Below are 23,507 nucleotides of genomic sequence, written 5' to 3'. Positions count from 1 at the left end.
CTGCGTATGGACCGGACTTCGGTCCGCCGTCACGGCGACGCGTGGGGCGGGACGACGAGGAGTGGCCGGTAGGCGGCGGTCCCGGCCGGCTCTCCGACCCGGCGGCCTTCGGCCTCGACCCAGGCGTGGGCGCTGAAGGGCGGTGTCCGCACGCCGGTGCACCACGTCGGCCACACGCCCCGCATCCGGCACAGCAGGACGGTCGCCAGGGAACGCGGGAGGCAGTACGTGCCCGCGCACAGGGTGCTGACGGTGGTTACGTGGCCGCGGGCGCGCAGGGCCTCGTCGTACGTGGCCGGGCGCGCTCCGCGTCGCAGAAGGGTGAGCAGGGCGCCGAGGCGCTTCGGGGAGAGGTGGGCGAGGAGACGCGCGGCCCCGACCGCCAGGTGGGCCGAGCAGCGGTGGCGGAAGGGGAGCGGGGCGCCGCGGCCGTCGAGTACCTGGCTCATGGCGTGGTTTGCTCCTCCACCAGCCGTGCCTCGGTGAGTCGGGTGATCAGGTCGCTGATGTCCTGGCCGGCCTGTTCGGCGGTGACGGGGCGGGCGCAGGCCAGTTCTTCGGCGATGCGGGCGCCGTCGTCGCCGCGCAGCAGCGCGCGCAGGATGAGGGCGCCGGTCGCGTTGAGCTGCCAGTAGCGGCCGCGGCGGCCGTCGAGCAGGACCATGCCGTCGTCGGTGTCGCAGGCCGTCACGTCAGGGCACAGGGTCAGGGGCCTGGTCGGGGTCACGGGGGTGCTCCTTGAGGTGATCCGGTGTGGGATGGCTCTCGATGTCCCGCAGCCAGGATTCGGCGGCCAGGACGGTCTCCACCGCCGGACCGCAGGCGGCCGGCAGCGTGCCCGGGCTCAGCCAGGCACGGCGCAGGGTGTCGCGGTCGGCCAGCCCGGCGGCGACGAGGAGCGAGGTGTCGGCCCAGGCGGCGAGCAGCGGCTGCCGCGCCTTCATCCCGGCATGCCACTCGGCGCTGGCGTCGCCTTTCGTCGTCCGGTCCAGCAGCCGGTCCGGCACGATGCCGCGCATGGCCTGTGCCAACAGCGGCTTGTAGTGCCACGGGTCGAGCGCCTCGTGGGGGCGGGCGCGCAGGCATGCCTCCAGGACCGCGTCGTCGCAGAAAGGCATCTCCAGCGCCATCCCGTGCTGCTCGTACGTGACGGCGACCCGTCCGGCCTGCTGTGCCTGGTGGACCCACCGGTGCCGGCCGCGGGTACCGGCCAGCGGCGGGACGTCCGCGGCGGCCCGGCGCAGCAGCTCCGCCGCCGCCTGCCGGGTCTGCTCCGTGGCCCAGGGCGCGGGTGTCATCGACGGCCCCCAGCCCAGGTCGGGCTTCGCGCCGGGCACCGACCGCCCCTCGGCCAGGTGCGGGGACTGGTCGGCGAGCCAGGCGGCGTGGCCCCGCCGGTCGGCCAGGCACCGCGCCGTGGCGCCACGCGGCCACCGGTACATGGCGGCGAAGGCGTTCAACTGGCCCAGGGCCGTCCCCGGTTGGCGGCGTACGAGGTCGTGCAGATGAGCGACCGGGGGCAGGACCACATGGTCCCCGCCCTGCCCGGACAGCCGCCGCTCGGCGCCGTACGCGCGCAACGCCGAACGGATGTGGCGCTGCTGCGCCAGGTCGCGCCGCTTCAACGACGGCTCGTCGTCCGGCTCCTCGGTGTCGGCCAACCCGGTGAGGTACGGCGGCAGGCCGGCGATGGGAAAGGGCAGGTGCGTGGTGCCGCTGGGCAGCCGCGCCACGGCCAGCCGGGCGTAGTGGGCGTCCTCGTTGGCCGCGTCGCTCAACACCAGGGTGGCGGCGACGAGTCGCGCCCCGGCTTCCGCGGCCAGGAAACACAAGGAGGTCGAGTCCATGCCGCCGGACAGATCCGCCGCCCACACCTGCCCCGGACGCACCCGCACCTCCACCGCGTCCCGCAGCGCCTGCCGCAGCCCCGCCGCCGCCTCGGCCGGTGGCAACTCCTGCTCACCCTCCGGCGCGTGCCACCACCGACGCTCGTCGGCGCGCCCGCGGCGGTCGAGCCGGACGGCGCACTCCGGCGGCACCGCGCGCACTCCGTAGAACATCGCCGCCCGGTCCAGGGGGAAGGGAGTCGGCTCCAGGAGGGCGATGCGCACGGCCACCTGGCGCGCATCCACCTCCGCACCCGTAAGCCACGCCAATGTCCGCGCACGGTCGGCCAGCACCGCGACCTCGTCCGCCGCGGCACGGTACAGCCTCCGCGCTCCCGCCGCCGCCCCCCGCGCGTACACCTCCCCCCGCACGGACGCCAGCAGGTGGAAACTTCCCGCGACGCCCCGCGCAAGCTGCTCCGCCTGCGCCGTGGCGCGCACCTCAGCGGCCCGTCGCCGCAGCTCCGCCTCGCTCACCCCGAAGACCCCGAGCAACGCCACCCGCACCGGACCCGTGCCGACGATCCGCGCGCGGTCCGCGCTCCAGCAGCCGACCAGCCAGGGCCGGCCGGACTCGTGCGGCACCACATGGCAGGCCGCGCCGCGCAGCCGACGGAACACGGCGAGCGCCGCGTCGCAGTCCGGCAGGACCGCGAACCAGCACTCGCCGCACGGGGGTGTCACCCCCCCAAGTGCAGGAATCCGCCCCATCCGTCCCAACTGAATCCACTGTAGCCTTCAGTCTTCTCGGTGAAGCCGCCGACCTCCTCCAGCACCGGCGGCTCGTACACCTCGGCCTGTTCGATGTCGCCACTTTCGCGCACGTTTCCTCGCCTCCTCTCGGTATTGCGCAGCAACTACGCAAGAGGGAGATGCCCGGAAGGCGGGACTACACGCCGCTTTTAGCTCATGTGAGCTATAGAATCGTAATAGATGACTTAAGTTGTGCCCCCGGTGGGCGCCACGACCCGGAGCCCGGCTCCGACGACTCCCTCCTGACGTACTCGCCGGCTTCCCGTCCGCGCTCATGCCGTACACCAGCAGCGTGGCCTCGCCGTCGACGCGCTTGACGCGCAGGTTCTGCGACGAGCAGGTCCCGTAGTCGTCGCACCCCGCGTCAAGCCCGTGTACACCTCCTCCGATGCGGCGTCGGCGGGCCGACCACGAGCAGTCCGGCTGCGCCGGAGCCCCGGCACGGCCGGCGAAGGCAGTGCTGCCGCAGTTGCCGGAGTCACCTGCGGTGCCGGGGCATCCGTGCGGTCATCCCGCAGCCGTCCGACCAAGACGGGCACCGTCTGCGACGAGGCCGACTCGGTGGCCATCCCCGAGCTTCGACAGCGAGGCGTACAAGCAGTGGAACACCGTCGAGGGGTGCATCAACCGTGCCAAGCAGTGGCGCGGCCTGGCCACACGAACCGACAAGCTCGCGATCGCCTACCGGGCCGCCCTCCACCTCGCTGCGATTCTCATACGGACACGGCTCTGACCGCGGCCAGAGCCTAGGACAGTGGCAGACCGCCAAGGCCAGTCCGCTTGACGCCGCGAGGTGAGAACGTCATCGGTCCTATCCATCCCTGGCGGACGAGGGCGATCTGGGAGGGCAGCGGTGACACCGGGTCGAGTGCCCTCCCGCGCGCCCAGTTCTCGAACAGCCCCTCGGTCGTCTCGACCGCGGACACCACCATGGTCACCTTCAGGTCCCCGTCGCTCCAGGTGTTCCACAGTGCCCAGCCCTCCGGCCTGGGGTCGACGCCGATCCGTGCACACACCTCCTCGTACGCCTCCTCCACCCCGGCCGGCATGGCCCTGGGCTTCAACACCGAGGCTCCGACGAGGCGGACCAGGGGCCGGTCCTCGTCCAGGCAGCCGTCACCATCGAAGTGGTAATGGCGCAGAGCCCGGGCAAGCACGTTCACGCTGCGCTGAAGTGGTGTTGCCTCTTCCGGGTCTGCCTGGAACGAGAGCCATCCTTCGTCGGATGCCTCCACACTGACGCGGTGGGCGAGGCGCTCGATCTCCCGGAGATAGTCCAGGTCACCAAGCTCGAGTGATGTCATGGCCCGAAGTCTTGCACCATGCCGTCGGCGCCGACACAGGATATCGATCCCGCATGCAGCACCCTGCGCACCGCGCTTCCAAGGGGCGGGCTCTTGCCGGCCACCCTCCGCTCCAGCCGGACGCGAGGCTGTGCGGGACCAGGCCGGTTGATGCGAATCCTGGCGATGAAGGCTGTGGCCGGGGGCAGCCGTTGCGGGGTTCCAGCGGTGGCGATGAAGGCCAGAAGCGAGGCGGGCGGCACCGTGAGCGGGCCGCCCAGGAGTCGGACCCACACGGCGAATCCGGTTGCGGACCTCGGCGCGGGCCCGGCTCAGGCTGTCGGTAAAGTCGGGCCCATGCAGCGCACCACCGTCGACGGTGTCACCGTTCTGTGGGCCCCGGGCCCTGATCCCCTCAGCGCGACACTCACCTTCGGGTGCGGTGCCCGGGACGAGAGTTTCCGCACCATCGGCGTCACCCACCTCATCGAGCACCTGGTGATGAGCACGCTGCCCCGCCTGCACCACGAACACAACGCCTCCGTCGACCTGGAAGCCACCCGTTTCACCGCTTCCGGACGCCCGGAACAGATCACCGCCTTCCTGGCGGCGGTCTGCGCCGCCCTGTCCGACCTGCCGCTGGACCGGATCCAGCACGAGGCAGGCATCCTGACCGCCGAGGCGTCCTCCGTCACGTCCCCGGCCGCCGCCTTCCTGCTCAACCAGCGGTTCGGGGCCCGGGGGCCCGGCCTTGCGCCCTACACCGGGCCCGGCTACGACCGGCTTGCCGCGGACGCCGTTCAGGCCCACGCCGCCGCGTACTTCACCCGCGTCAACGCCGTCCTCCAACTCACCGGCCCTCCGCCCCAGGACCTGCGGCTCCCACTGCCCGAGGGCCAGCCGCCGCATCGCACGACCCCGGCCGCACGTACCGGTGCGTCCTGGGACGAGGCGCCGATCGAGGGCGCCGCCATCGCCCTGACCATGCCCCTGGGCTCACCGGCCGCCGCTCTCGGTCTCGCGCTCCTCGAGCACCGGCTCACCGAGCTCGCACGGCACCGCCGGGGCCTGAGTTACGCGGTCCAGGTCGAGTCGAGCCTGCGTGACGAGCACACCCTGGACACCCTGCTCTCACTGGACTCCCGCCCCGGTCAGGAAGCCGAGATAGCCGAGCTGCTCTGGCAGGAGGCACTGCGCCTGGGCCGGGAGCTGCCCTCCGAGGACGAGCTCAAGGAGGAGATCGAGGGCTTCCGGGAGAGCTACGGTCACCCGCGCGCCGTGGAGGCGGAGCTGGACCTGGCTGCCACCTCCCAGCTGTTCGGACTGCCGTCACGGGACGCCGCGGCCCGGCTGGCCGCCTTGCGTGCCGTCGTGCCCGAGGAGGTACGAGCCTGCTTCGCGCAAGCCCTGGTCACCGCGCAGCTGGCCGTGGCACCGGATGTCGAGCCCCGGCTGGTTGCCCTGGACGGACGGCCGCTGCCTCGAGGGGCCTGCTGGGAACACGGGGGGCTGCCAGCAGGCGAGGTGTTCCGGCCGCCACTGCTGGCGCGCGCGAGGTACGGCGCGGCGCGCCGCTCCCGACTGGTGCTGACCGGCGACGGTGTGGCGGAGCTCGACGGGGACGGGCGACTGCACCGCATACGCTTCGACGAGATCGTCGGCGTGGAGAGAGACGGTGACGACCGCACGCTCTTCGGGGCATCCGGCTGCCTGATGGAGCTGTCGCCCCAGAAGTACAGCGGGTGCGACAAGGTGATCCGGGCGGTGGACGCCGCGGTGCCGGCCGGCCTCGCCTACGAGGCCTCGGCCCTGGCACCGCGAGACCCCGAGAAGCCATAGGCGCAAGCCTGGCCGGCTGTTGAGCCCAGAAGGCGTTGGATGGGCAGCGGACGAGCTCGGCCGCGGTGCGCACGGTCGCCTCGCCACCACCCGAGCCGAACAAGAGCCCCTGGGCTGAGGGCCCGGCGAAGAGGCGAGAAAGGTCAGGACTGCGCGGTCCGGAACGCGAGATACCGGCCGAAGGCTTCGTGGCTGTCGGGAGTGAAGTGCCACTCCAGCAGTGCCGAGTGAAGCTCCGACTCGGTCAGCCAGCCATGCCAGGCGACCTCATCGGGATCGGGGGCCACAGCGTCCGGAACCACGGCTTCATGCACGCCGAGCCAGTGAGGGCTCAAGCCGCCGCGGTTGATGAACGTGAACAGCAAGCGCGGCAAGCCACGGATGCCCAGCTCTTCGGCCAGCTCCCGCGCGGCAGCCTGTTCATAGGATTCGCCGACATCCACGGCGCCACCGACCATGACCTCATAGAGCCCGGGGAAGCGCGACAGCTGCTCCGACCGTCGTTGGACGAGGATCCGGCCACGCTCGTCACGACACACCGTCGAGGCGATTCGATGCAGCCAACCCTCCCGGACGGCCTGCCGGCGGGTGACCACCCCCAGGACACGATCTTGACGATCGACACGTTCCACCAGTTCATCCACGAAGCACACCCTGGCAGAACCCACTGACAACGCCGTTTCTCGACGAGCCGTTCTCGGAACCCGACAACACGGCTCGAATGTCGGCCACTCGCCGACCGACGCCGTCCTCGAAGGGCACGATGTCGCCCTGGGGCGTGGCTGCCACGGAATACGCTTGCGACCGTCGTCCCGGACAGCGGTTTCGGGAGCCATGAGGCAGGGACAGGCCCGCCGGAGCCCCGTTGCGGTAGGTGCGCGAAACGGTCCACGGTTGTCTCACTCATTCACTGGTACCCGAATCGCCGGTCGCGGTATGCACTTTCCGGTGGAACGGCCGACAGAAAAATGCCTTTTTCGTGGACCTCCGCTGACCGGCCGAGCAAAAATCAGCAACTCAACAGCCACAGGCGTCACAGTTCTCACACACGGGTCGAAAATATGCTCAGTCGCCGACGCGTGGGTGTTTTGCCGGGGGTTGTCTCCCGCGCGGTGTTTTTATTTCCTCTTTGGGTACGCTTGCAGAACTGATTAACCTTCAAGAGGTCGCTCGGACGAGGGTATGCCGCCACTCGTATGGCTCAGACCCGGGATGTTTCGTGCGCGCGTTAGCTGGGTTATGGCAACGGCACTCAGCGATCGTTTCCCCGTCACTCCGCGCAGAGTCCCATCTTGGGCGACCAAGTCTGTCGCCATGGGCGACTTCCTGTTCGTTCAGGCGTCGTCTCCGGGCGCGGAAATTTACGGAACGCTGCACAAAGACAGCATGGAGATTTCCTTGACTTGGTCAGCGGACGCGCTGCAGGAACTTGCGGCAGCAATGGATGACCTTGAAAGAGTATTTCTGACGTCTTGGAGAAGGGCCGGACTTCCCATGGGCTCCGACGGAGGGCGAACGAGGATCCGCAAACATGCGTGAGTACTACGCCGGGGACTCATTCAACCCCCACATGCCCGTCCCCGATGTCGACCAGCCCTGGGTTCCTCTCCATGACCCGCTCGACCCGAATCCTTCAGTCGATGAACAAGTGCCGGCATGGGATCCGGCTGAAGAACTCGCCTTCCTCCTGCAAGGGGCCACGGAGGAGGAGCGGGGCCGCCCTTCCGTCGAACTTCCGTTGGACGGCACGGACTGTCCCCTCGAGCGCGAAGGCATGACGAGACTGGCCGGCATGGCGGCAGCCATCCCTCCGGCGCACCCGACGAGTCACGGCCGTCGCAGGGATCGCCCGTCGGTACTCACCTGGGCACGCATCAGCAGCTTCGTCTTTGCCGCGCTCTCGGTGGGCCTGGTGACCGCGGTGAGCGTGTTCAGCGGCATCATCGCCTACGACCCGCTACGACACGTCGCCCGGACCCACTCGCCCGCGAGCTCGGTCAGCTGGTGGCCGCTGCTCGTCTACGGCCCCTGGGCAGTGGCATCCCTGTCGATCCTGCGGGCCGCCCTGCACCGACGCCGCGCCCTGCACTCCTGGGCGGTTGTCCTGCTCTTCTCTCTCGCGGGAATGCTGCTGTGCGTGGCAGAAGCTCCGCGGACCTACACGGACATGGCGGCGGCGGCGTTGCCCACCGTGGCGGCACTGGCCTGCTTCCAGCAAATGGTTCGCTTCATCACTCTCACCCGGCCACTACGCAAGACCAGGCCGCGGCACCGAGTTCACGAGCAGCCGCGCAACCGACCCTCTCCGTAGCGCTGACCGACGCGCCCTCCGGCGCACCCACGAGCGGCGGAACGAAGAGATGGGTGCGTCCTCCAGTCTGCCGCCGGGCCGGCCCTGTTTCCCATGATCACCTTCGCAGAAACAAGATTCACAACGCACAGTCCATCACCCGTGCGGACGTTCGACGTCGTCGGTCAATTCATCGTACGAGCAGCCGCGCGCCGTTTCCTTGATGACAGTCCCGAAAGAACGGTCAATCCATGAGTGCATCATACTGGTCGGTTCTCGTATTTACTTCGGCATGTTCGGTGGTGCCGGCCGTGGCTCTGTCCATGCGGACCGGAATGTCCAGGCTCGACGCACAGGAACTGCACCGCCGTCGACTCCTGGTCCACGTGCTGCGGACCAACCTCAGCAAGGCCCTGTCGGCCGGTCAACACGTGGATGCAGTCGACGCGGATGCCATCGGAGTTCCAGGTGCCGTCGAGCAGCAACCTCTCGGCGAGCAGCAACGTACGGTCCGGGCCGTGGATCGCTGACGGATACGCAGGCGGGGCCGCCTGTCAGGCTACAGCCGGTACCGTGGCTGGCTTCAGCCGTCTTGCCGCCCTGCAGCCACAGCGCGCCGGATTTGTACGCTGGCACGGCAGGCCCCGGCAGCACGCCGCCCGGTACTCGGCTCCCCAGGAGCTCCTCATGGATCGCTTGCGGGGCAGGTTCTCTGCCTCGCCGGGGCTACGAGGCCGGGCGCCTTGCGCGGAAGTCCGCGAAGAGTCCAGCCTCTTCAGGCGTTCCGAGTCGGCGGTTCATCCGGCGCGTCGGGCAGTGCCCCCGGCAGGGACGAGCCCACGTGATGCTCGCGGACCCGTCCCGACCTTTCTCAGTCGGCGGCGGCGAGCAGCAGTTTCGCGGCCACCATCGCCCCGTCGGTATGCACCGTGCGGGCCACAGCCTTCGCCCGGGCGCCGGTTTCGGGGCGCAGAGCCGTCTTGAGCGCGCCCGAAAGGGACTCGACGGTCGGCACCGGACCGTCGTGGGCTGCACCGATGCCCAACTCGGCCACCCGGCCCGCCCAGTACGGCTGGTCCGCCAACTGGGGTACCACCACCTGGGGAGCGCCGGTCCGAGCGGCCGTCGTCGTCGTACCCGCGCCACCGTGGTGCACGACGGCGGCCACCCGCCCGAACAACTGCTGGTGGTTGACCTCGCCGACGGCGAAGCAGTCGTCCCGGTCGTCGACAAGGCCCAGATCCGCCCAGCCACGCCCGACGAGTACCCGGCGGCCGTTCGCGCGAACCGCCTCGACGGCCACCCGGGCCGCATCCTGTCCTGCACGTACGGCCATGCTGCCGAAGCCGACGTACACGGGCGGCGCGCCGGCATCCAGGAATGCCACCAGCTCCTCCGGGAGCGGCCGCTCGTCGGGCATCATCCATGCGCCGGTCTGCACGACGTCGAGGTCCGGCGTCTCCAGCCACGGATCCAGCACCGGGTCCGTCGCCAGCCACGGCCGGTCCCCGAAGGCGTAGTCGCGGACGTTGTCCACCGGTGGCAGGCCGATCGACGCCCGGCTGGTGTTGAGCGCCTCTCCGAACAGCGCATCGATGCTCCGGGCGTCCAGTTCCCACAAGGTCCGGTTGTCGGTCACCTCCGGCGGGAACGGGCGCCCGGGGTACGCCAGCGGCGGACGCTGCGGCGAGGGCAGGGTCAGCTGCTGGAAGATCACGGACACACAGCGGATGCCCAGCTTGTCTGCCACCGACCGCGCGCCGGCGATGGCCGGCATCGCGCCCGTCGCCACCAGCACGTCGCAGCCTTCTGCCGCTTCAGGAATCACCTGCAACTGACTGGCAATCAACTCTGCGGCACGTTCCGGCAGATTCGCCTTCGACGGTGGTGGCGCCGCAGTCGTCAGCGCGCGTGCTGACTGCCCGACGCCCACCATGGACACGCCGACCCCGGCCAGCCGCTCCGCGAAGTCCTCGTCCGGGGGCGCACACACCCGTACCTCCGCGCCGAGTTCCCGCAACCGCACCGCGAGCCCCACCAGCGGTTCGACGTCTCCACGCGACCCATACGTCGACAACAGCACACGCACTTCCCAGATCTCCTATCGTCCTGCACTCTTGGCCGGACCGACCATCCTCAGGTACGGCCCGGCCATTCACTCACTCCGGTGCGCGCCCCGTTGCGCGGGGGCGGCATCGCGGCGTTCCCGGGTGAAGGGCGGCTCATGGACGCCACTGCGCCGGAGGCCGAACCGCACTCGGCCGACTGGGGGCGCCCCCCGGCCTGCACACCCCCGTTGCAGCGTCCACGGCCGTGGCATGCAGCCATGGCGGGCCTGCGTGGCCCTCCGGGCGCCGCCCGCGCCCGGCCTCCACAAGCGTCAGGCCGGAAGTGCTCAGCTGCTGACGCGCGTGTAGGTGAGGATCATCGCGCCGCTCCGGAGAACGCTGTGGTCTGCGAGTGTCCAGGTGCGCGGTTCGAAGACGGCCTTGTCGGAGAACAGCGGGATCCCGTTTCCGATGGTCAGCGGGCCAACCTTGAGGATCAGCGTGTCGATCTCGGAGTAGAGGGAGCCCGCGAGCTCGGCACCGCCGAGCAGCCAGATGCCCTTGCCGTCCTGCTGCTTGAGCTCCCGCACGGTCGCCACCGGGTCGTCGGAGACCACTTCGACGGCCGGGTCCGGGCTCTCGGTCAGGGTCCGGGAAAACACCAGGTGACGCAGATGGGGGTAGGCGTCGGTGAGACCGGCCGCAAGACCGATCTCATAGCTGCGCCGTCCCTCGAGCACAGTGTCGAAGTGCGTGCCCTCCGCCGTGACGGACAGTGCCTGCCGGGCTTGCACGGGCAGCGTCTCCGGGTACTCGGACACGAGGTGCTGCAGGTAGTCCTCCGGTATGGGCCAGAAGCCGTTCGGACCGGTGGGGTCATCACCGTCCGGGCCCGCGATGAAGCCATCGAGAGTGGTGGCGACGTAATAGGTCAGCTTGCGCATGGACTGTCCGTTCTGAGAGGGGGACGGGTGGAGATCAGACTGAGGGCACGTCGAGTTGATATTCGCGGGTGCGCCGGTAGGAGCGGAAGCCCAACTCACGGTTGACCGCGAGCATGTGGACATTGTCCTCGGCGTTGTCGGTCTCGATCTCGACGACACCGGGGTGCTCGGCACGCAGCCTGCCCACCATGGCGGCCTTGAGCCACAGCCCCAGACCGTGGCCGCGGTGCGCGGGCACGACCGCGGTGTCGTACTGCTGCACCCGGGACGACGCGCCCTCGGGGACCAGGATCTCGGTGTAGCCCGCCATCGCACCGTCGTCGTGGACGGCGGCGAGGGTCAGCAGGGAGTCCCCGCGGTCGGCGATCACCCGGGCCATGGCGCGGACACGGTCCGCATCCCACACCACGCTCCCGTAATCCAGGTCCCCGACGGGCATGTCGTTCATCGCGTTCTTGGCTGCGGCGAAGGCGTCGGCGAGGTCGTCGGGCACCGTGCCGGTCCAGCCGGTCAGCCGGTAGCCGGGGTGCTCGGCATCGCCCACCCGGCGCAGCGCTGCCTCGTCCAGCTTGTCCATGTGCAGGATCAGGTGCTCCAGGGTCAGGACCCGTCGGAAGCTCCACCGCTCGCAGAACGCCTCGCCGGGACTGCCGGCCGGGGCTTCGACGATCAGGCTGCGCCGGTCCTCCGTACGGCAGGCCGCAACGGCCGCCGCGAGCAGGCGCGTCCCGGCCCCCCGTCGCCGGTGCGCGGGGTCGACGTGAAGCTCCAGTTCGGCCAGGTGATCGCGTCCCGGGGAGGTGAAGAGCCGCAGGCCCGCGACACCGACCCTGACGCCGTCCTCCCCGGTGGCCAGCCAGTTCAGTTGGCGGCTGTCCAGGGTGGGCTTGGTGAGCCGGGCGTGGATCTGCCCGGGGCTCGGAGGTGGTACGCCCGGCAGGTCGTGGATCATCGAGGCGACGACGACCTGATGCCACGCGGCGGCCTCGGTGACGGAGACGTGATCGAGCGGAACGAGGTCGAAGTGGGCATGGTCGGACAAGGGAACACTCCTGTGATTGCGGTGAACGTACTTCCGGCTGGTGCGCATGCAATCCCTCGCCTTCCCCTCATCGGCGGGCATCGCGCCCGCGGACACGAAGGTGAGTGAGTGCGCCTGCCGGACCTGCGCTGGGCCGGCCCGCGGTGCCGGGACTCCAGCGGTCCAGCGCGATGTAGGCCGGTAGCCACTCGTCGGTGCAGGCGGCGCGCGTGGCGGCGGACAATGGACCGAGCAGTTTCGCCACCGTTTCTTCGTCGGCCCCGTCCAGCAGCCACGGCAGCAGAACCGGTGCGTCCCGGGCGATGTGCTGCGCATGGACGTGGCCGAAGCGGCCCCACTGCTCGGCCGTCAACGCCCGCTGGATCAACGGCAGGGCTCCGCCCTCCTCGTGCGACAGGTGTCCGGCCAGCCCGGTGGTCAGGGCGTCGGTCAAGTCACCCAACTGCGCTGGGGCCACCTGTGGGTCGGCCAGCGCAGCGTCGATGGCCTCGATCACCGATCGGATGGCGGCATGTTCGGCCTCCAGAGCCTCCAAGAGGGCCAGCTCCGGCGGGTGGCCGGCCAGGCTTCGGCGCAGCGCTGGCCACAGCGCGTCGTCCTCGGCGGAATGGTGGGCGTGCAGGGCCTGTTTGAACATCCTCCATCCGGCAGCGGTGGCCAGCACACGCTGTGTGTCACGGTCCGCGGCGGTCGTGATCCGGTCGAGGTGGGCCAGTTCCCGGCGCAGGGCATCGTGCATCGCCCACATCACGGTGAGATCGATCGCGTCACGCCGGTCGGATTGCATGCCCACAACCCTCGTGCCAGTCATGAAGATGATCAATGTAGAATTCTGCGCTGTTCGATAACCGCAGGGTTATCAACGGGGGACTGGGGAGCCGGTGGAGCTGCGGGACATCGAAATCTTCCTGGTACTGGCCGAGGAGCTGCATTTCGGCCGGACCGCACAGCGGCTGCACGTCTCCCAGGCGCGCATCAGCCAGGCCATCAAGAAGCAGGAGCGGCGCATCGGTGCCGAGCTGTTCACCCGCACCAGCCGCACGGTGCGCCTGACCGAGGTCGGCCGACAGTTCCGCGACGATCTGCAACCGGTCTACGCGGGCCTGCACGACTCCCTGGACCGCGCCCGGCTGGCCGCCCGCGGAATCACCGCACAACTCCGCGTCAGCCTGCTGCCCTTCAACGTGGCCGACCTGCACCCCTATTGGAAGGCGTTCCGCGCCCGGTACCCGCACTGGGGACTCCAGATCCGTCAGGCAACCTTCACCGATGTGTTCGGCCAGCTGCGAAGCGGTGCCATGGACGTCGTCGTTCCCTGGCTGCCGGTGGAAGAGCCGGACTTCACCGTCGGGCCGACCCTGTGCACCGACTCACGGATCCTTGCCGTGGCCGCCGACCACCAGCTCGCGGGACGGGACTCCGCGTCACTGGAACTGCTCGCCGACTTCCCGCACGCCACCGCCCTCGGCCTGCCGGACTACTGGGAGGACAGCTACCTGCCCTTCCACACCCCACGAGGCCGGCCGATCGAGCGTCTCACGTCCGCGGCGGCGGATACCGCCGATGAACTGATCAGCGGCGTCGGCATGGGCGACATCATCCATGCCTTCCCCGGCCACGTCACCAGGTACTGGGGCATGTCGAACATCCGATGGCTTCCCATCCCCGACATGACGACCATGACCTTCGCCCTGGTCTGGCGGACCGAATCCGAGAACGACCTCATCCGCGCCCTGGCCGACACGGTGCGAGATCTGGGCGCGTTCCGGTTCTGACGCGCCCGCCGACTCGGCGCCTCGCCGGCGCCGCGGCGGGGCGGATCCTTCACCACGCCCGCGATCTCGTCCCGACGGCGAGCCTGACTGCGGTGTGCACAGGCCCCTCTCGGCATGCTGTGCCGCGGTGCCGTTCTTGCGCTCAGTGCGTGTCCCGGCTCGACTGTTCCGCGCCGGTGTCGGGACCGACGGCCGGACGTCGCACGGCCGCGTCGTCCAGGCTCCCCGAAACCGCGCCGCGCTGTCCCGGCAGCCTGCCCTGCGGTACCGGTTGCCGTCCGGCCGCCGCTCGGGCGGCGTCCGCGGTGCGGCTGTCGGCCGTTGTCGTGCCGGGCGTTCGCCGGGGTGCTGCTGCCGGGCTGCCGCGGCAGTGCGGCGCCGGGCCACAGTCCGGCCGGCGGTCAGACGCTCAGGCCGAGCGTGGTCAGACGCTCAGGATCGGTGAGGATGTTCAGTGCGGTGATGCGGCCGCCCCGGATGGTGAACGACATGACGGACAACGGTCGGCCCTCGGTGAACGAGACAACACCGGGCGTGCCGTTGACGAGTACCAGACGCGCGTCCGCCGCGAAGCGGGCGAAGGTGATCGCCTGGGATGCCACGTCTGCCGCGCCGCGCCGCAGGACGCTCGGGACGAGTGTGCCGCCGTCGGAGCGCGCGACCACGTCGGGGTCGAGGACGGTGAGGAGCGCCTCGAAGTCACCACTGCGGGAGGCGGTCAGGAAAGCGTCGACGACGACGCGTTTGCGGGCGTTGTCGGTGTCGGCCGCCGGGGCGGCGCCCTGGACCCGGCGGCGGGCGCGGCTGGCGAGCTGCCGCGTGGAGACGGTGGTGCGGCCGAGGATGGGGGCGATGTCGTCGAAAGGCACGTCGAACATGTCATGCAGGACGAAGGCGAGCCGCTCGGCCGGGGAGAGAGTCTCCAACACGACCATGAGCGCGATGCTCACCGAGTCCGCGATCAGCGCTTCCTGCTCGGGATCGACGCGGCCGAACCCGGTGACCACCGGGTCGGGAAGCCGGACCGACCCGTCCTGCTCGGGCAGCGGATCCTCGCGCCGCGAAGTACGTGAGCGCAGCATGTCCAGGCATATCCGGCCCACGACCGTGGTGAGCCAGGCGCCCGGGTTCTTCACCTCGCTCACGTCGGTGCGGCTGAGCCTCATCCACGTCTCCTGGACGGCGTCCTCCGCCTCGGCAAGCGACCCCAGCATCCGGTAGGCCACGGCCCGAAGCCCGGGTCGCTCCGCCTCGAAGCGATCGACCGGAAAAACATCCCCGTTCACCTGTCACATCCTCATCGCGAGATCCGTCGGTTGTCTGACGGACGCTAACCGATGAACACGGAGGACCACGATGAGCGCCAACACCACTGCTGCTTCCCAGGACGCGGCCACCTCGATCTCCCGCATGCAGGACCCGGCCAAGTTCGTTCCCGAGCTGAACGACGTCAGCGCCGCCCTCTTCCGCGCCACGGGCAACCAGTCGGTGCCACGCAACACGATCAACCTCATTCACCTGCGCGCCGGGCAGATCGCCCGCAACACCTACCTGACCATCCTCAACACCGGCTTCCTGCGCAAGGCCGGCGAGAGCGAGGAGCGCATCACCGCCGTCTCCTCCTGGCAGGACGCGCCCTACTTCACCCCGGCCGAGCGCGCCGCCCTCGCCCTGGTGGAAGCCACCCTTCAGCCCGCCCCGCACGGCAAGGAACGCGTCAGTGACGAGCTGTACGCCGAGGTGGCGCAGCACTACGACAACAAGGCGCTGGCCACCCTCACCGTTGCCATCGGCCAGATCAGCTTCTTCACCGCGCTGGCCGTCATCGGCAAGCCCCAGCCGGTCACCTCTCTCGCCGACAACCAGTGGGACTGACTGGCCCCAACAAAACTGTTGATCAATGACGATCGGGTGGTCTGTCGTCGTCTGGTCGTGGGGAAACGTCAGTCGCGGCCATGGATCGTGTTGGACGAACTGTGTTCGCTGATCGAGCCGTTGCTGCCCTGGCCGGCCGCTCGGCGGCGCTGAAGCTGGTCGAGGGCAGACCTCGAGTGCCGGACCGGCTGGCGCTGTGCGGAACCTGTTCGTCCCGTGGTCGCGGAGCGAGGCCGGCCCCACGGCACCGGCCTGGGCATCTTCCGCTACGTCGTCGAGCCTTCGTGGATGTCGTCGCGTCGTTCCCAGCGGATGCGCAGGCGGCGGAAGTCATGGAGCCGGGCGATCGTCAGCACGCCGTCGGCCGCGCATTCGAGACCGAGCAGGGGCGCGTCCTGCGGGCAGCCGCCTACAGGCGCCGGCGTGCGGCGGCCGCGGGCACGCCTTGACCGGGTGGCGGCCTGACGGTCATCCGATCGATCGGCCGGTCAAGGCGCCACGGGCGCGGGTCAGCGCCCGGCCGCCGAGGTACGCGGCGCCCAGCCCCAGCGGGACGGCGACGATGGCGCCGACGAGCCCGTTGCCGGTGCCGGGACCGCCGCTGGAGGTGGCCAGGTGCAGCACCGCGAGGGCCGTGCCGGCCAACCCGACCGCGATGGCCGACATTCCGCCGGTGCGAGCGTTGCCGATGCTGATCCGGCCGCCGGCGCGGGCCAGGGCCAGCCAGCCGATGGCCAGGCCGAGCAGCCCCACCCCCAAGGCCAGATTGGCGCCGGTCCGCCCGTCGCCGATGATCCCGCCCTCGGCCGCCACCATCAGCGCTGCTGAAGCACCCATGCCGCTCTCCTCCTTCTCCCTCGCTGACTGCGAGGTTCGATGTGCCTTGAGCATGTGTGCCCGACCCCCTGCCGGTCGTCCGGCAGCCGCAGGCACTTTCCACTGCCACCGCCGCGGCACCGGGATACCGCGGATGCGGCAGGCGGCGCGCGAGTACCGCATACGCGGTAGCCGACCGCTCGTCCATGAGCCGGACCCGCCCACGACCGCATCCGGCTACGGTGCACCCATGGACAAAGGACGGTTTGCTGTCCCGGCCGCGGTCACCGACCGGGCGATCGCCGTGGGCGTGGCAGCGCTGCTGCTGGGCACCGGGCTGTCCGGGCCGCACCCGGCCGGGGGCCGCGAGCTGCTCGGCTCCGCGCTGCTGGCGGCCGGCGGGCTGGCGCTGGCCGCGCGCCGCCGGGCCCCGCTCGTGGTCCTGGCGTTCACCGGGCTGTCCGCGGCCGGCTGTCTGGCGGCCGGGTTCGAGGTGCTCGCCGTCTCCTACCTGGTCGCGGTCTACGGCGCGGTACGTGCTGGGCACCGCGCCGCCGCACTGGCCGCATCCGTGGGCCTGGTGGCCGTGCTCCACCTCACCTCCCTGGTCTTCCACGCCGGGCCCGCGCGCGAGGTCGTGGCGCAGGCCCGGAACACTCTTGAGATCGCGTGGCTCATCGCCGCCTTCGCCGCCGGAGAGGCGGTGCGGCAGGCCGAACGGCGGGCGGACGAAGCCGAGCGCACCCGCGAGGAGACCGCCAGGCGCCGGGCCGACGAGGAGCGGCTGCGCATCGCGCGGGAGCTGCACGACTCGCTCACCCACCAGATCTCGGTCATCAAGGTGCAGGCCGAGGTCGCCGTCCATGTGGCCCGGCGGCGGGGCGAGCAGGTGCCGGAGGCCCTGCTGGCGATCCAGGAAGCCGGCCGGGAGGCGAGCCGGGAGCTGCGCGCGACCCTTGAGGCGCTGCGTGACGACGACACCGCCCCGCCGCACGGACTCGACCACATCGCGCACCTGGTGAAAGGGTTCCGGACAACCGGCCTGGAGACGACGCTGACGATCGAAGGACATCCGCAGGCCGTGCCGGCCGCAGTGGGCCGTACCGCTTACCGGATCGTCCAGGAGTCGCTCACCAACGTCGCCCGGCACGCCGCCGCAACCACCGCTTCGGTGCTCATCGACTACCGGCCGGACGCCCTCGCCATCCGCGTCGACGACAACGGAAAGGCAACACCGCACCCCGCGCCGACGTCAGGCCTCGGGCTGCTCGGCATGCGCGAACGCGTCACGGCCCTGGGCGGCCGGCTGCGTACCGAGCCGCGCAGCGCGGGCGGCTTCACCGTCCAGGCCGAACTCCCCACGAACGGAGCGTCGTGATCCGGGTCCTGCTGGTGGACGACCAGCCGCTCATCCGCAGCGGCTTCCGCGCGCTGCTCGACCTCGAAGACGATATCGAGGTGGTGGCCGAGGCCGCCGACGGCCAAGAAGGCTTGGCGCTCGTCCAGGAGCATCTGCCCGACGTCACGCTCATGGACATCCAGATGCCCGTCATGGACGGCATCGAAGCGACCCGGCGCATCGCCGGGGACCCGGCCCTGGCCGGGGTGCACGTCGTCATGCTGACCAACTACGGCATGGACGAGTACGTCTTCGACGCGCTGCGCGCCGGCGCCGCCGGCTTCCTCGTCAAGGACATCGTGCCGGAGGACCTCCTGCACGCCGTACGTGTCGCCGCCCGCGGCGACGCCCTGCTCGCCCCCACGATCACCCGTAAGCTCATCGACCGGTACGTCGCCCAGCGGCCCCCCACCCGCGCCGGCAGCGGGCTGGAGGGGCTGACCGGCCGCGAACGCGAGGCGGTCGCACTGGCCGCACAGGGCATGTCCAACGACGAGATCGCCGACCGCATGGTCATCAGCCCGTTGACCGCCAAGACCCACATCAACCGGGCCATGGCCAAGCTCCACGCGCGTGATCGCGCCCAGCTCGTGGTCCTCGCCTACGAATCCGGCCTGGTTTCCCCGAGCAACTCCTGACCCCAGCGCGCCGTTGACCGGCCGGAGCGCTACGGCGCCTCGTGCCCAGGAACTCGCGGGCCGGCTCATCGAGCGCCTCTGCGGTCCCCGCGCGAGCGCCTGCTCGCCGGCATGGGCCGCCCGGCGGCTGCGCCGGACCCGGCCGCCCGCCCGCTCGGCAGTCGCCGCGGCGGGCTGGGGCTGTTGCCCATCCGGGGGAGATCCCCTTGTCTCCGTGTTCGTCCTCGTCGCGGCCGACGTCGAGGGGATCCGCGTCGAGCCCCCGCCGCGAGTGCGCCCGGAGCCTGGTGGTGGTGACACCAGGACCGGTTCACACTCGGTGCCGCCGCTCCCGGCTGCCAGGCTGAGGGTATGACGCAGCACACCACTCTGATCACCGGAGCCACCCAGGGCATGGGCCGCGGCCTGGCGCTCGACCTCGCGAAACGGGGCGGGACGCTCCTGCTGCACGGCCGCGACCGGGGCCGCCTCGACCGCGTCGCCGCCGAGGTGCGGGCCGCTGCTCCGGGCACCACGGTCCGTACCTACCTCGCCGATCTGTCCGACCTCGACCAGGTGCATGCGATGGCCGCCCGGATCCGTGCGGCCGAGCCCCGGCTCGACGGGCTGATCAACAACGCCGTTGCCGGCGGCGGCGCCGAACCGCACAAGCGGGAGCTCAGCGCCCAGGGCCATGAGCTGCGATTCGCCGTGAACCACCTCGCCCCGTACGCCCTCACCCGCGGTCTGCTGCCCCTGCTCACCGCCTCGGCGCCGGCCCGGGTCGTCAACGTCGCCTCGATCGGTCAGGAGACCGTCGATTTCGACGACGTCATGCTGGAGCGGGACTACGAGGGGCTGCGCGCGTACTGCCGCAGCAAACTCGCTCTGATCATGATGACGTTCGAGCTGGCCGCCGAGCTTGACGGCACCGGCGTCACGGTCAACACCCTCCACCCCGCCCACCTCATGGACACCGACGGGGTGCGCGAGTACGGCCTCGTTCCGGTGACGAACGTCGAGGAGGGGGTGCGACCGACGGTCAGGCTGCTGCTCGACCCCGGCCTCACGACCACCACGGGGCGCTATTTCGACCAGTTCACCGACACCCGGGCCCATGAGCAGGCGTACGACACCGAAGCCCGCAAGCGGCTGATGAGGCTGACCGACGCCCTCGTCGGCCGTGCGGCGTCCGCGGGGTCCCAGGACTGAACTTGCCCAAGTAACTCCGGCCTCCCCGGCCGGAGACCGGGCCGGCCATCCGCGCAGTTCAGGGGGCGGCACGCGGCCGGAGGCCGCAGGCGGGTCGAGGGCGTCTTGGGGGTGCCGGGCGTTCCCCGGCGAACCCGGTCGTTCAGGGTTCCTTCTCAGCGAACCTGGTCGCTTTTCGGCCCGATGGCTTCGACCCTGGTCGGAGTTCCGTCCGGGGCGAACGAGTGGTGGAAGGTGAAGGCGTGCGGCACGGAGCCGTGGTCGTGGAGGTGTTCCAGCCTGGAAACCCCGTCCTGCCAGGTGGGTATCACGCCGTCGGAGACCCACCAGAACACGTAGTTCGGGTGCCGCGTCCTCTCGAACCAGTCATAGCGCCTGTTGAGCGCCTCACGGTGCAGACCGGTGTAGACGGCGTCGAAGGCGGAGCGCAGGTCGGTCCAGAGTGAGAGGGTCGTGGCCAGGGCGGTGGTTTCCGCAGTACGGCCCTTGCCGTACCACGTCGGTACGGCGAACTCTCCCCATGCACCCCAGTCCGCCTCGAAGAGCACACCCTGTTCCCCGTCTGCCGCTTCAGCACGCGCGAGATATCCGGGGTGCTGGCCGATCTTCCGGTAGACGGCCTCACCCCTCTCGTAGAACTCGCGCATGAGAGGTGCGGGATCGGCGAGGGGTGTCTTCAGGACGCCGAACGTGTACAGCGCAAGATGGGGCATGCGTCTCTCCCTGGTTGGGGGTGCCTGGTGTGGACCCGGTTGGGTGGCTGGGGCGTGGGGGGCGAGGTTCCTTGGGCGTGACAACGCATCCCGTCGCGAGTGGCTCACCCCGAAGGAAGTCCCGTGCGACCGTGGGCGATCGCCAAGACCAGGTGAAGGTAGCTGCCTCTGCGGGCCATGTCGAAGTTGCGTTCTCCCTGTTGAAGTGGCCTCCTGCACTGGTCGTTGCGGGTCCTGGGCGGTGACGGGCGAGTCAGGCTGCGAAGTACCGCAGTGATCCGCTTCGGACCGATCAGGTCGCCCGCCATGCCCGCCCCCAGGTCCGACAGCCCCGAGTGCCGCCGCACGCGTGCGGTTGAAGAAGATGGCCGACGGCCACGAGACCGAGCACCGGCTGCGGGTGCGTGCACAGGTGGTGCTGCACGCCTCGCGTGGTCGCTCCGACGCATGCATCGCTGGGAGACGGGGCTGCATGTGGACACCGTGCGCCGCTGGCGTGGCCGGTTCGCGCAGGCGGACCCTGCGCGGGCCCAAGGACCGTCAATGCTGGGGCTGTCCCGGCGCGTTCGCACCGCGCGGCAGGCCGCCGAGGTCAGGGTGCTGGCCTGCTGGCTGCCTGCCGGGAGTGAAGTCCCGCTCTCGCATTGGTCGTGCCCGGAACTGGCCCGCGAGGCCGCCCGGCGGGGCTCACCTTCAGCCGCCGGGCCGCGCCGCCCACCTGCGTCGATTTGCCGGCAGCCATGCCGATCGGGAACGGCCGGTATCTGGTGCCGTTCGCCGTTCGCCGTTCGCCGACCGCCGGGTGCAGGAGGTGGGCGGTGCGGTATCGGCCGTCGCGGTCATCCTTGAGGACCTACGCCCTTCTCATCCCGCGGCTTTGAAATGCGCTGTGTGGGAGGGGCCATGGTGTGCAACTCCGGCCACCGGCTGAAGCGTGGGGTGGGGGAGAAGCAGGAAGCCTCGCCACCGCCGCGCTGGTACCTCTGGCTGTTGTCGCCCCCGTGCCGTCCTGCCGTGCCGTTCATGCGCCTGCAAGGGCGACGCCGCAGGCGCGCCGGTGGAGGCGGGAAGAAAGCGGCCGGTCCTGACGTCCGCCTGTCGAGTGAGCGACAGCACGTGGTGGTCGTCATCCGCGCTCGTCGAGCAAGGTGCTCCGCGACTGGTTCGACTGGCGAGCGTGCCGCACCCAGCGCCGTCGGCGGGCGGCTCGTGCCGGCCGCTGACGTGACCTGGAAGCCATGTCAAGGACGGCGGATGCCGCGCCCAGGACTTGGACGCCGTCGAATCCACAGACATCGACTGCTTCCACGTCTCCTTCCGCGGCCCGTGAGCACTGTGCTCCGCCGTTGAGCGGAACTGTCCATCGCAGCGTGTCCGCGCACCGCACGTGGCTGACTCGGCGGGCTCCCTGCCCCGATCGGCGTCGTCCACTGTCTGGCGCTCATGCACGTCGCCGCCCGGCTGCACGCCGGGCTCGGTCGACCGGCCTGGCGCCGCGCTGGGAGCGGATCGGCGGCCGGATGTTCATCGCCCACGGGGTCAGGGTGGCCGCCACCAGACATGCCGCTAGGACCGAGTCGCCCTCCCGCACTCGTCCCCGGAGGAGTCGCCCCGCCCGACCGGCACGCTGCGGTCGTACGGGTCGACCTCCGTGCCGGCCTCGTCCGCCCGGCGGTCCGTGCCGAAAGGCGGGGTGAAGTAACCAGTGGGGGCGCCGCAGCCGCCGTTGGTCACATCGTATTTGTACGAGACGATCGAGAACGTGCCCGGCTCGGTGATCACCTTGTCGGGGTCGTCCCAGCTCAAGACCAGCTCGCGCCGGACGATCGTCCGCACGATCTCGTCGTCGCCACCCGCGTCCGCGCGAGTGACCGGGTAGACGAAAGTGACGTCGGCGGTCACCTGGAGCGCGCCCCGCTCGCCCTCCCGGTAGGTGAGCCGGCCCCGGGTCTTCACGACGTCGCCGACCAAGTGGGCGCGGGAGGGCTGGAACCGGCTGAAGAGGAGGAGCGGATCGTGCTTCTCGCTCGGGGTCCGGAAAGCGGTCCTCAAAAGGTCTTGGACGTCCTTCTGGTGCGGGTTGATCAGTGCAATCGCCTTCTCGGGGCGCTCGCCCCGCAGCACCCCGCGGTCCAGGCCGGACGCGACGAGGAAGTCCCGGCTGCGGGCGAGGGCCCGCTCGACCTCGGCCGCGCTCATCCAGCCGACCGCCCCGGCCTTCGGCACGGTGATCCCCGCCGCTCCGCTCGCCCACCTCGCGGCCGGCGAGCCGCGGAACGGCTCCTCCTTGGTGGGACGTCGGGCCACCTCCGCGGGGGGCGCCTGGGCCGGGCGGGCGGTCTCGGCCGCCGACGGCGAGGAGTCAGGGCCGTCGCCGGCGAACAGGTCCACGATCGGCCCCGGCGCGAGCGCCACCACCAGCAGCACCAGCGAGGCCAGCAGCCCGACCACGTACCAGCCCGTGCGCCGCCGCCTGGGCTGCGCGGGCGTGTAGCTGCGCCAGCCCTCCAGGCCGCGGCCGGGCTCCGCGCGCAGCCGCTTGGCCCCGGCGCGGGCCCGCGCCGACGGCTCCTTGGGCGAGTCGGCGACACCCGCCACCGACTCGCGCAGAAACCGCTCCCACTCCTCGTCGGACCTGGACGAGCCGTCCGGCTCCGTACCCGCGCCCATCCCCAACCCCCTGGCAGTCACTGGATCGCCCCGCACCCCTGGGACGCGTCCGCATAATGACACAGAGCGCTGACAGCGAGGACGACCGGGCGGACGGTGTGGGCGCGCCACCCCATCTCAACTGGCCAACCGAGGCGCCCAGTCACACAGGTGTGGCTGAGCCCGCTGCCTGGCCCTCGAGGGCGTTGGTTGGCCGCGAGCCCATCGGGCACGAACAGCGGTCGAGGGCCGCACCTGGTGCTGCGGTGCGGCCCTGGACCAAGGTGCTACGAGGTCCAGCCGCCGTACGGCACGGTGATGAGTTCCATGGCGTGGCCCACCGGGTCCATGAAGTACACGCCGCGG

At 70.6% G+C, this 23,507-nt stretch carries 22 protein-coding genes and 2 pseudogenes; 9 read left to right on the top strand and 15 right to left on the bottom strand.

The genetic code is table 11. The features are described 5' to 3' along the window. Positions 1-29 precede the first annotated feature (29 nt). Genes IH00_RS0107010 through IH00_RS41700 form a run of 4 tightly spaced genes read right to left on the bottom strand, consistent with a single transcriptional unit; the run spans position 30 to position 2,710 of the window. Positions 30-449, bottom strand: coding sequence for a lasso peptide biosynthesis B2 protein (locus tag IH00_RS0107010; RefSeq protein WP_031070738.1), 420 nt, complete (start codon positions 447-449; stop codon positions 30-32). Then, positions 446-727, bottom strand: coding sequence for a lasso peptide biosynthesis PqqD family chaperone (locus IH00_RS0107005; protein WP_234334790.1), 282 nt, complete (start codon positions 725-727; stop codon positions 446-448). Before IH00_RS0107005 ends, IH00_RS0107010 begins: the two co-directional genes overlap by 4 nt. Further along, a complete protein-coding gene (locus IH00_RS0107000; RefSeq protein ID WP_052411222.1) occupies positions 693-2,570 on the bottom strand; it encodes an asparagine synthase-related protein in 1,878 nt (625 codons plus the stop codon). Before IH00_RS0107000 ends, IH00_RS0107005 begins: the two co-directional genes overlap by 35 nt. Beyond that, entirely contained in the window at positions 2,567-2,710 is a 144-nt protein-coding gene (locus IH00_RS41700; protein ID WP_158827713.1) for a lasso RiPP family leader peptide-containing protein, read from the bottom strand. Before IH00_RS41700 ends, IH00_RS0107000 begins: the two co-directional genes overlap by 4 nt. Before the next feature lie 297 nt (positions 2,711-3,007). Here IH00_RS41700 and IH00_RS39935 point away from each other — a divergent pair. Next, positions 3,008-3,372 (top strand): annotated as a pseudogene (locus tag IH00_RS39935) (IS5/IS1182 family transposase); the annotation flags it as partial. A gap of 13 nt (positions 3,373-3,385) precedes the next feature. Here IH00_RS39935 and IH00_RS0106990 read toward each other — a convergent pair. Continuing rightward, positions 3,386-3,943: a hypothetical protein gene (locus IH00_RS0106990; RefSeq protein ID WP_031070733.1), complete on the bottom strand. Its 558-nt coding sequence runs from the start codon at positions 3,941-3,943 to the stop codon at positions 3,386-3,388. Positions 3,944-4,279: 336 nt separating this feature from the next. Here IH00_RS0106990 and IH00_RS0106985 point away from each other — a divergent pair, with 336 nt between their 5' ends. Further along, positions 4,280-5,761 (top strand): peptidase M16 family protein, encoded by a 1,482-nt coding sequence (locus IH00_RS0106985; RefSeq protein ID WP_031070731.1) that lies wholly within the window; start codon positions 4,280-4,282, stop codon positions 5,759-5,761. A gap of 143 nt (positions 5,762-5,904) precedes the next feature. Here IH00_RS0106985 and IH00_RS0106980 read toward each other — a convergent pair whose 3' ends face one another. Beyond that, positions 5,905-6,405 carry an NUDIX hydrolase gene (locus IH00_RS0106980; RefSeq protein WP_031070729.1) on the bottom strand — a complete coding sequence of 167 codons (501 nt, stop codon included), beginning with the start codon at positions 6,403-6,405 and terminating at the stop codon, positions 5,905-5,907. 887 nt (positions 6,406-7,292) lie between these two features. Here IH00_RS0106980 and IH00_RS0106975 point away from each other — a divergent pair. Both IH00_RS0106975 and IH00_RS42655 read left to right on the top strand, forming a co-directional pair. Beyond that, the gene (locus tag IH00_RS0106975; protein ID WP_107064420.1) at positions 7,293-8,072 is read left to right on the top strand and encodes a DUF2637 domain-containing protein; all 780 of its coding nucleotides are present in this window, start codon (positions 7,293-7,295) and stop codon (positions 8,070-8,072) included. Between the two features lie 230 nt (positions 8,073-8,302). Then, complete coding sequence (locus IH00_RS42655) at positions 8,303-8,581, top strand: hypothetical protein (protein WP_158827705.1); 279 nt, start codon at positions 8,303-8,305, stop codon at positions 8,579-8,581. A gap of 341 nt (positions 8,582-8,922) precedes the next feature. On the opposite strand, the gene IH00_RS0106970 is transcribed toward IH00_RS42655, so the two are convergent. From IH00_RS0106970 to IH00_RS0106955, 4 genes are all read right to left on the bottom strand, one after another. Continuing rightward, positions 8,923-10,140: a glycosyltransferase gene (locus IH00_RS0106970; RefSeq protein WP_031070724.1), complete on the bottom strand. Its 1,218-nt coding sequence runs from the start codon at positions 10,138-10,140 to the stop codon at positions 8,923-8,925. Between the two features lie 306 nt (positions 10,141-10,446). Beyond that, positions 10,447-11,043 (bottom strand): dihydrofolate reductase family protein, encoded by a 597-nt coding sequence (locus IH00_RS0106965; RefSeq protein WP_031070722.1) that lies wholly within the window; start codon positions 11,041-11,043, stop codon positions 10,447-10,449. A 34-nt stretch (positions 11,044-11,077) separates the two neighbouring features. Beyond that, complete coding sequence (locus tag IH00_RS0106960) at positions 11,078-12,085, bottom strand: GNAT family N-acetyltransferase (protein ID WP_031070720.1); 1,008 nt, start codon at positions 12,083-12,085, stop codon at positions 11,078-11,080. Positions 12,086-12,152: 67 nt separating this feature from the next. After that, on the bottom strand, positions 12,153-12,908 hold the full coding sequence (locus IH00_RS0106955; protein ID WP_234334789.1) for a hemerythrin domain-containing protein: 756 nt from the start codon (positions 12,906-12,908) through the stop codon (positions 12,153-12,155). 58 nt (positions 12,909-12,966) lie between these two features. On the opposite strand from IH00_RS0106955, the gene IH00_RS0106950 reads away from it, so the two are divergent. After that, positions 12,967-13,860 carry a LysR family transcriptional regulator gene (locus IH00_RS0106950; RefSeq protein ID WP_031070716.1) on the top strand — a complete coding sequence of 298 codons (894 nt, stop codon included), beginning with the start codon at positions 12,967-12,969 and terminating at the stop codon, positions 13,858-13,860. A 401-nt stretch (positions 13,861-14,261) separates the two neighbouring features. On the opposite strand, the gene sigJ is transcribed toward IH00_RS0106950, so the two are convergent. After that, a complete protein-coding gene (gene sigJ / locus IH00_RS0106945; RefSeq protein WP_031070714.1) occupies positions 14,262-15,146 on the bottom strand; it encodes an RNA polymerase sigma factor SigJ in 885 nt (294 codons plus the stop codon). 70 nt (positions 15,147-15,216) lie between these two features. Between sigJ and IH00_RS0106940 the strand changes: the two genes are divergently transcribed. Continuing rightward, positions 15,217-15,735 carry a carboxymuconolactone decarboxylase family protein gene (locus IH00_RS0106940; RefSeq protein WP_031070713.1) on the top strand — a complete coding sequence of 173 codons (519 nt, stop codon included), beginning with the start codon at positions 15,217-15,219 and terminating at the stop codon, positions 15,733-15,735. Positions 15,736-16,203: 468 nt separating this feature from the next. On the opposite strand, the gene IH00_RS0106930 is transcribed toward IH00_RS0106940, so the two are convergent. Continuing rightward, positions 16,204-16,572 carry a DUF6223 family protein gene (locus IH00_RS0106930; RefSeq protein WP_031070711.1) on the bottom strand — a complete coding sequence of 123 codons (369 nt, stop codon included), beginning with the start codon at positions 16,570-16,572 and terminating at the stop codon, positions 16,204-16,206. Between the two features lie 229 nt (positions 16,573-16,801). Between IH00_RS0106930 and IH00_RS0106925 the strand changes: the two genes are divergently transcribed. The 3 genes from IH00_RS0106925 to IH00_RS0106915 all read left to right on the top strand — a co-directional run bounded on the left by IH00_RS0106925 (position 16,802) and on the right by IH00_RS0106915 (position 19,779). Continuing rightward, positions 16,802-17,929: a sensor histidine kinase gene (locus IH00_RS0106925; protein WP_031070710.1), complete on the top strand. Its 1,128-nt coding sequence runs from the start codon at positions 16,802-16,804 to the stop codon at positions 17,927-17,929. Beyond that, positions 17,926-18,588: a response regulator gene (locus IH00_RS0106920; RefSeq protein WP_031070708.1), complete on the top strand. Its 663-nt coding sequence runs from the start codon at positions 17,926-17,928 to the stop codon at positions 18,586-18,588. Before IH00_RS0106925 ends, IH00_RS0106920 begins: the two co-directional genes overlap by 4 nt. Before the next feature lie 351 nt (positions 18,589-18,939). Next, the gene (locus IH00_RS0106915) at positions 18,940-19,779 is read left to right on the top strand and encodes an SDR family NAD(P)-dependent oxidoreductase (RefSeq protein WP_031070705.1); all 840 of its coding nucleotides are present in this window, start codon (positions 18,940-18,942) and stop codon (positions 19,777-19,779) included. 155 nt (positions 19,780-19,934) lie between these two features. Here the strand turns inward: IH00_RS0106915 and IH00_RS0106910 are convergent, their stop codons facing one another. The 3 genes and pseudogenes from IH00_RS0106910 to IH00_RS43870 form a co-directional block, all read right to left on the bottom strand. After that, on the bottom strand, positions 19,935-20,492 hold the full coding sequence (locus IH00_RS0106910; RefSeq protein ID WP_031070703.1) for a DUF3291 domain-containing protein: 558 nt from the start codon (positions 20,490-20,492) through the stop codon (positions 19,935-19,937). A 1,566-nt stretch (positions 20,493-22,058) separates the two neighbouring features. Continuing rightward, positions 22,059-23,162, bottom strand: a complete 1,104-nt coding sequence (locus IH00_RS0106905; protein WP_031070701.1) for a hypothetical protein — start codon at positions 23,160-23,162, stop codon at positions 22,059-22,061. A 266-nt stretch (positions 23,163-23,428) separates the two neighbouring features. After that, positions 23,429-23,507: pseudogene (locus IH00_RS43870) on the bottom strand (VOC family protein); the annotation flags it as partial.

The sequence above is a fragment of the Streptomyces sp. NRRL S-118 genome, from assembly GCF_000716335.1.
Lineage (GTDB): Bacteria > Actinomycetota > Actinomycetes > Streptomycetales > Streptomycetaceae > Streptomyces.
This window is presented reverse-complemented; position numbering and strand designations above follow the sequence as displayed.

What these genes read in the sequence shown, in the direction of transcription:
- IH00_RS0106985 (WP_031070731.1), top strand. Translation starts at nt 4,280, where the DNA reads ATGCAGCGCACCACCGTCGACGGTGTCACCGTTCTGTGGGCCCCGGGC.
- IH00_RS0106925 (WP_031070710.1), top strand. Translation starts at nt 16,802, where the DNA reads ATGGACAAAGGACGGTTTGCTGTCCCGGCCGCGGTCACCGACCGGGCG.
- IH00_RS0107010 (WP_031070738.1), bottom strand. Translation starts at nt 449, where the DNA reads ATGAGCCAGGTACTCGACGGCCGCGGCGCCCCGCTCCCCTTCCGCCAC.
- IH00_RS0106975 (WP_107064420.1), top strand. Translation starts at nt 7,293, where the DNA reads ATGCGTGAGTACTACGCCGGGGACTCATTCAACCCCCACATGCCCGTC.
- IH00_RS0106905 (WP_031070701.1), bottom strand. Translation starts at nt 23,162, where the DNA reads ATGGGCGCGGGTACGGAGCCGGACGGCTCGTCCAGGTCCGACGAGGAG.
- IH00_RS0106965 (WP_031070722.1), bottom strand. Translation starts at nt 11,043, where the DNA reads ATGCGCAAGCTGACCTATTACGTCGCCACCACTCTCGATGGCTTCATC.
- IH00_RS0106910 (WP_031070703.1), bottom strand. Translation starts at nt 20,492, where the DNA reads ATGCCCCATCTTGCGCTGTACACGTTCGGCGTCCTGAAGACACCCCTC.
- IH00_RS0106930 (WP_031070711.1), bottom strand. Translation starts at nt 16,572, where the DNA reads ATGGGTGCTTCAGCAGCGCTGATGGTGGCGGCCGAGGGCGGGATCATC.
- IH00_RS0106940 (WP_031070713.1), top strand. Translation starts at nt 15,217, where the DNA reads ATGAGCGCCAACACCACTGCTGCTTCCCAGGACGCGGCCACCTCGATC.
- IH00_RS0106915 (WP_031070705.1), top strand. Translation starts at nt 18,940, where the DNA reads ATGACGCAGCACACCACTCTGATCACCGGAGCCACCCAGGGCATGGGC.
- IH00_RS42655 (WP_158827705.1), top strand. Translation starts at nt 8,303, where the DNA reads ATGAGTGCATCATACTGGTCGGTTCTCGTATTTACTTCGGCATGTTCG.
- IH00_RS0106990 (WP_031070733.1), bottom strand. Translation starts at nt 3,943, where the DNA reads ATGACATCACTCGAGCTTGGTGACCTGGACTATCTCCGGGAGATCGAG.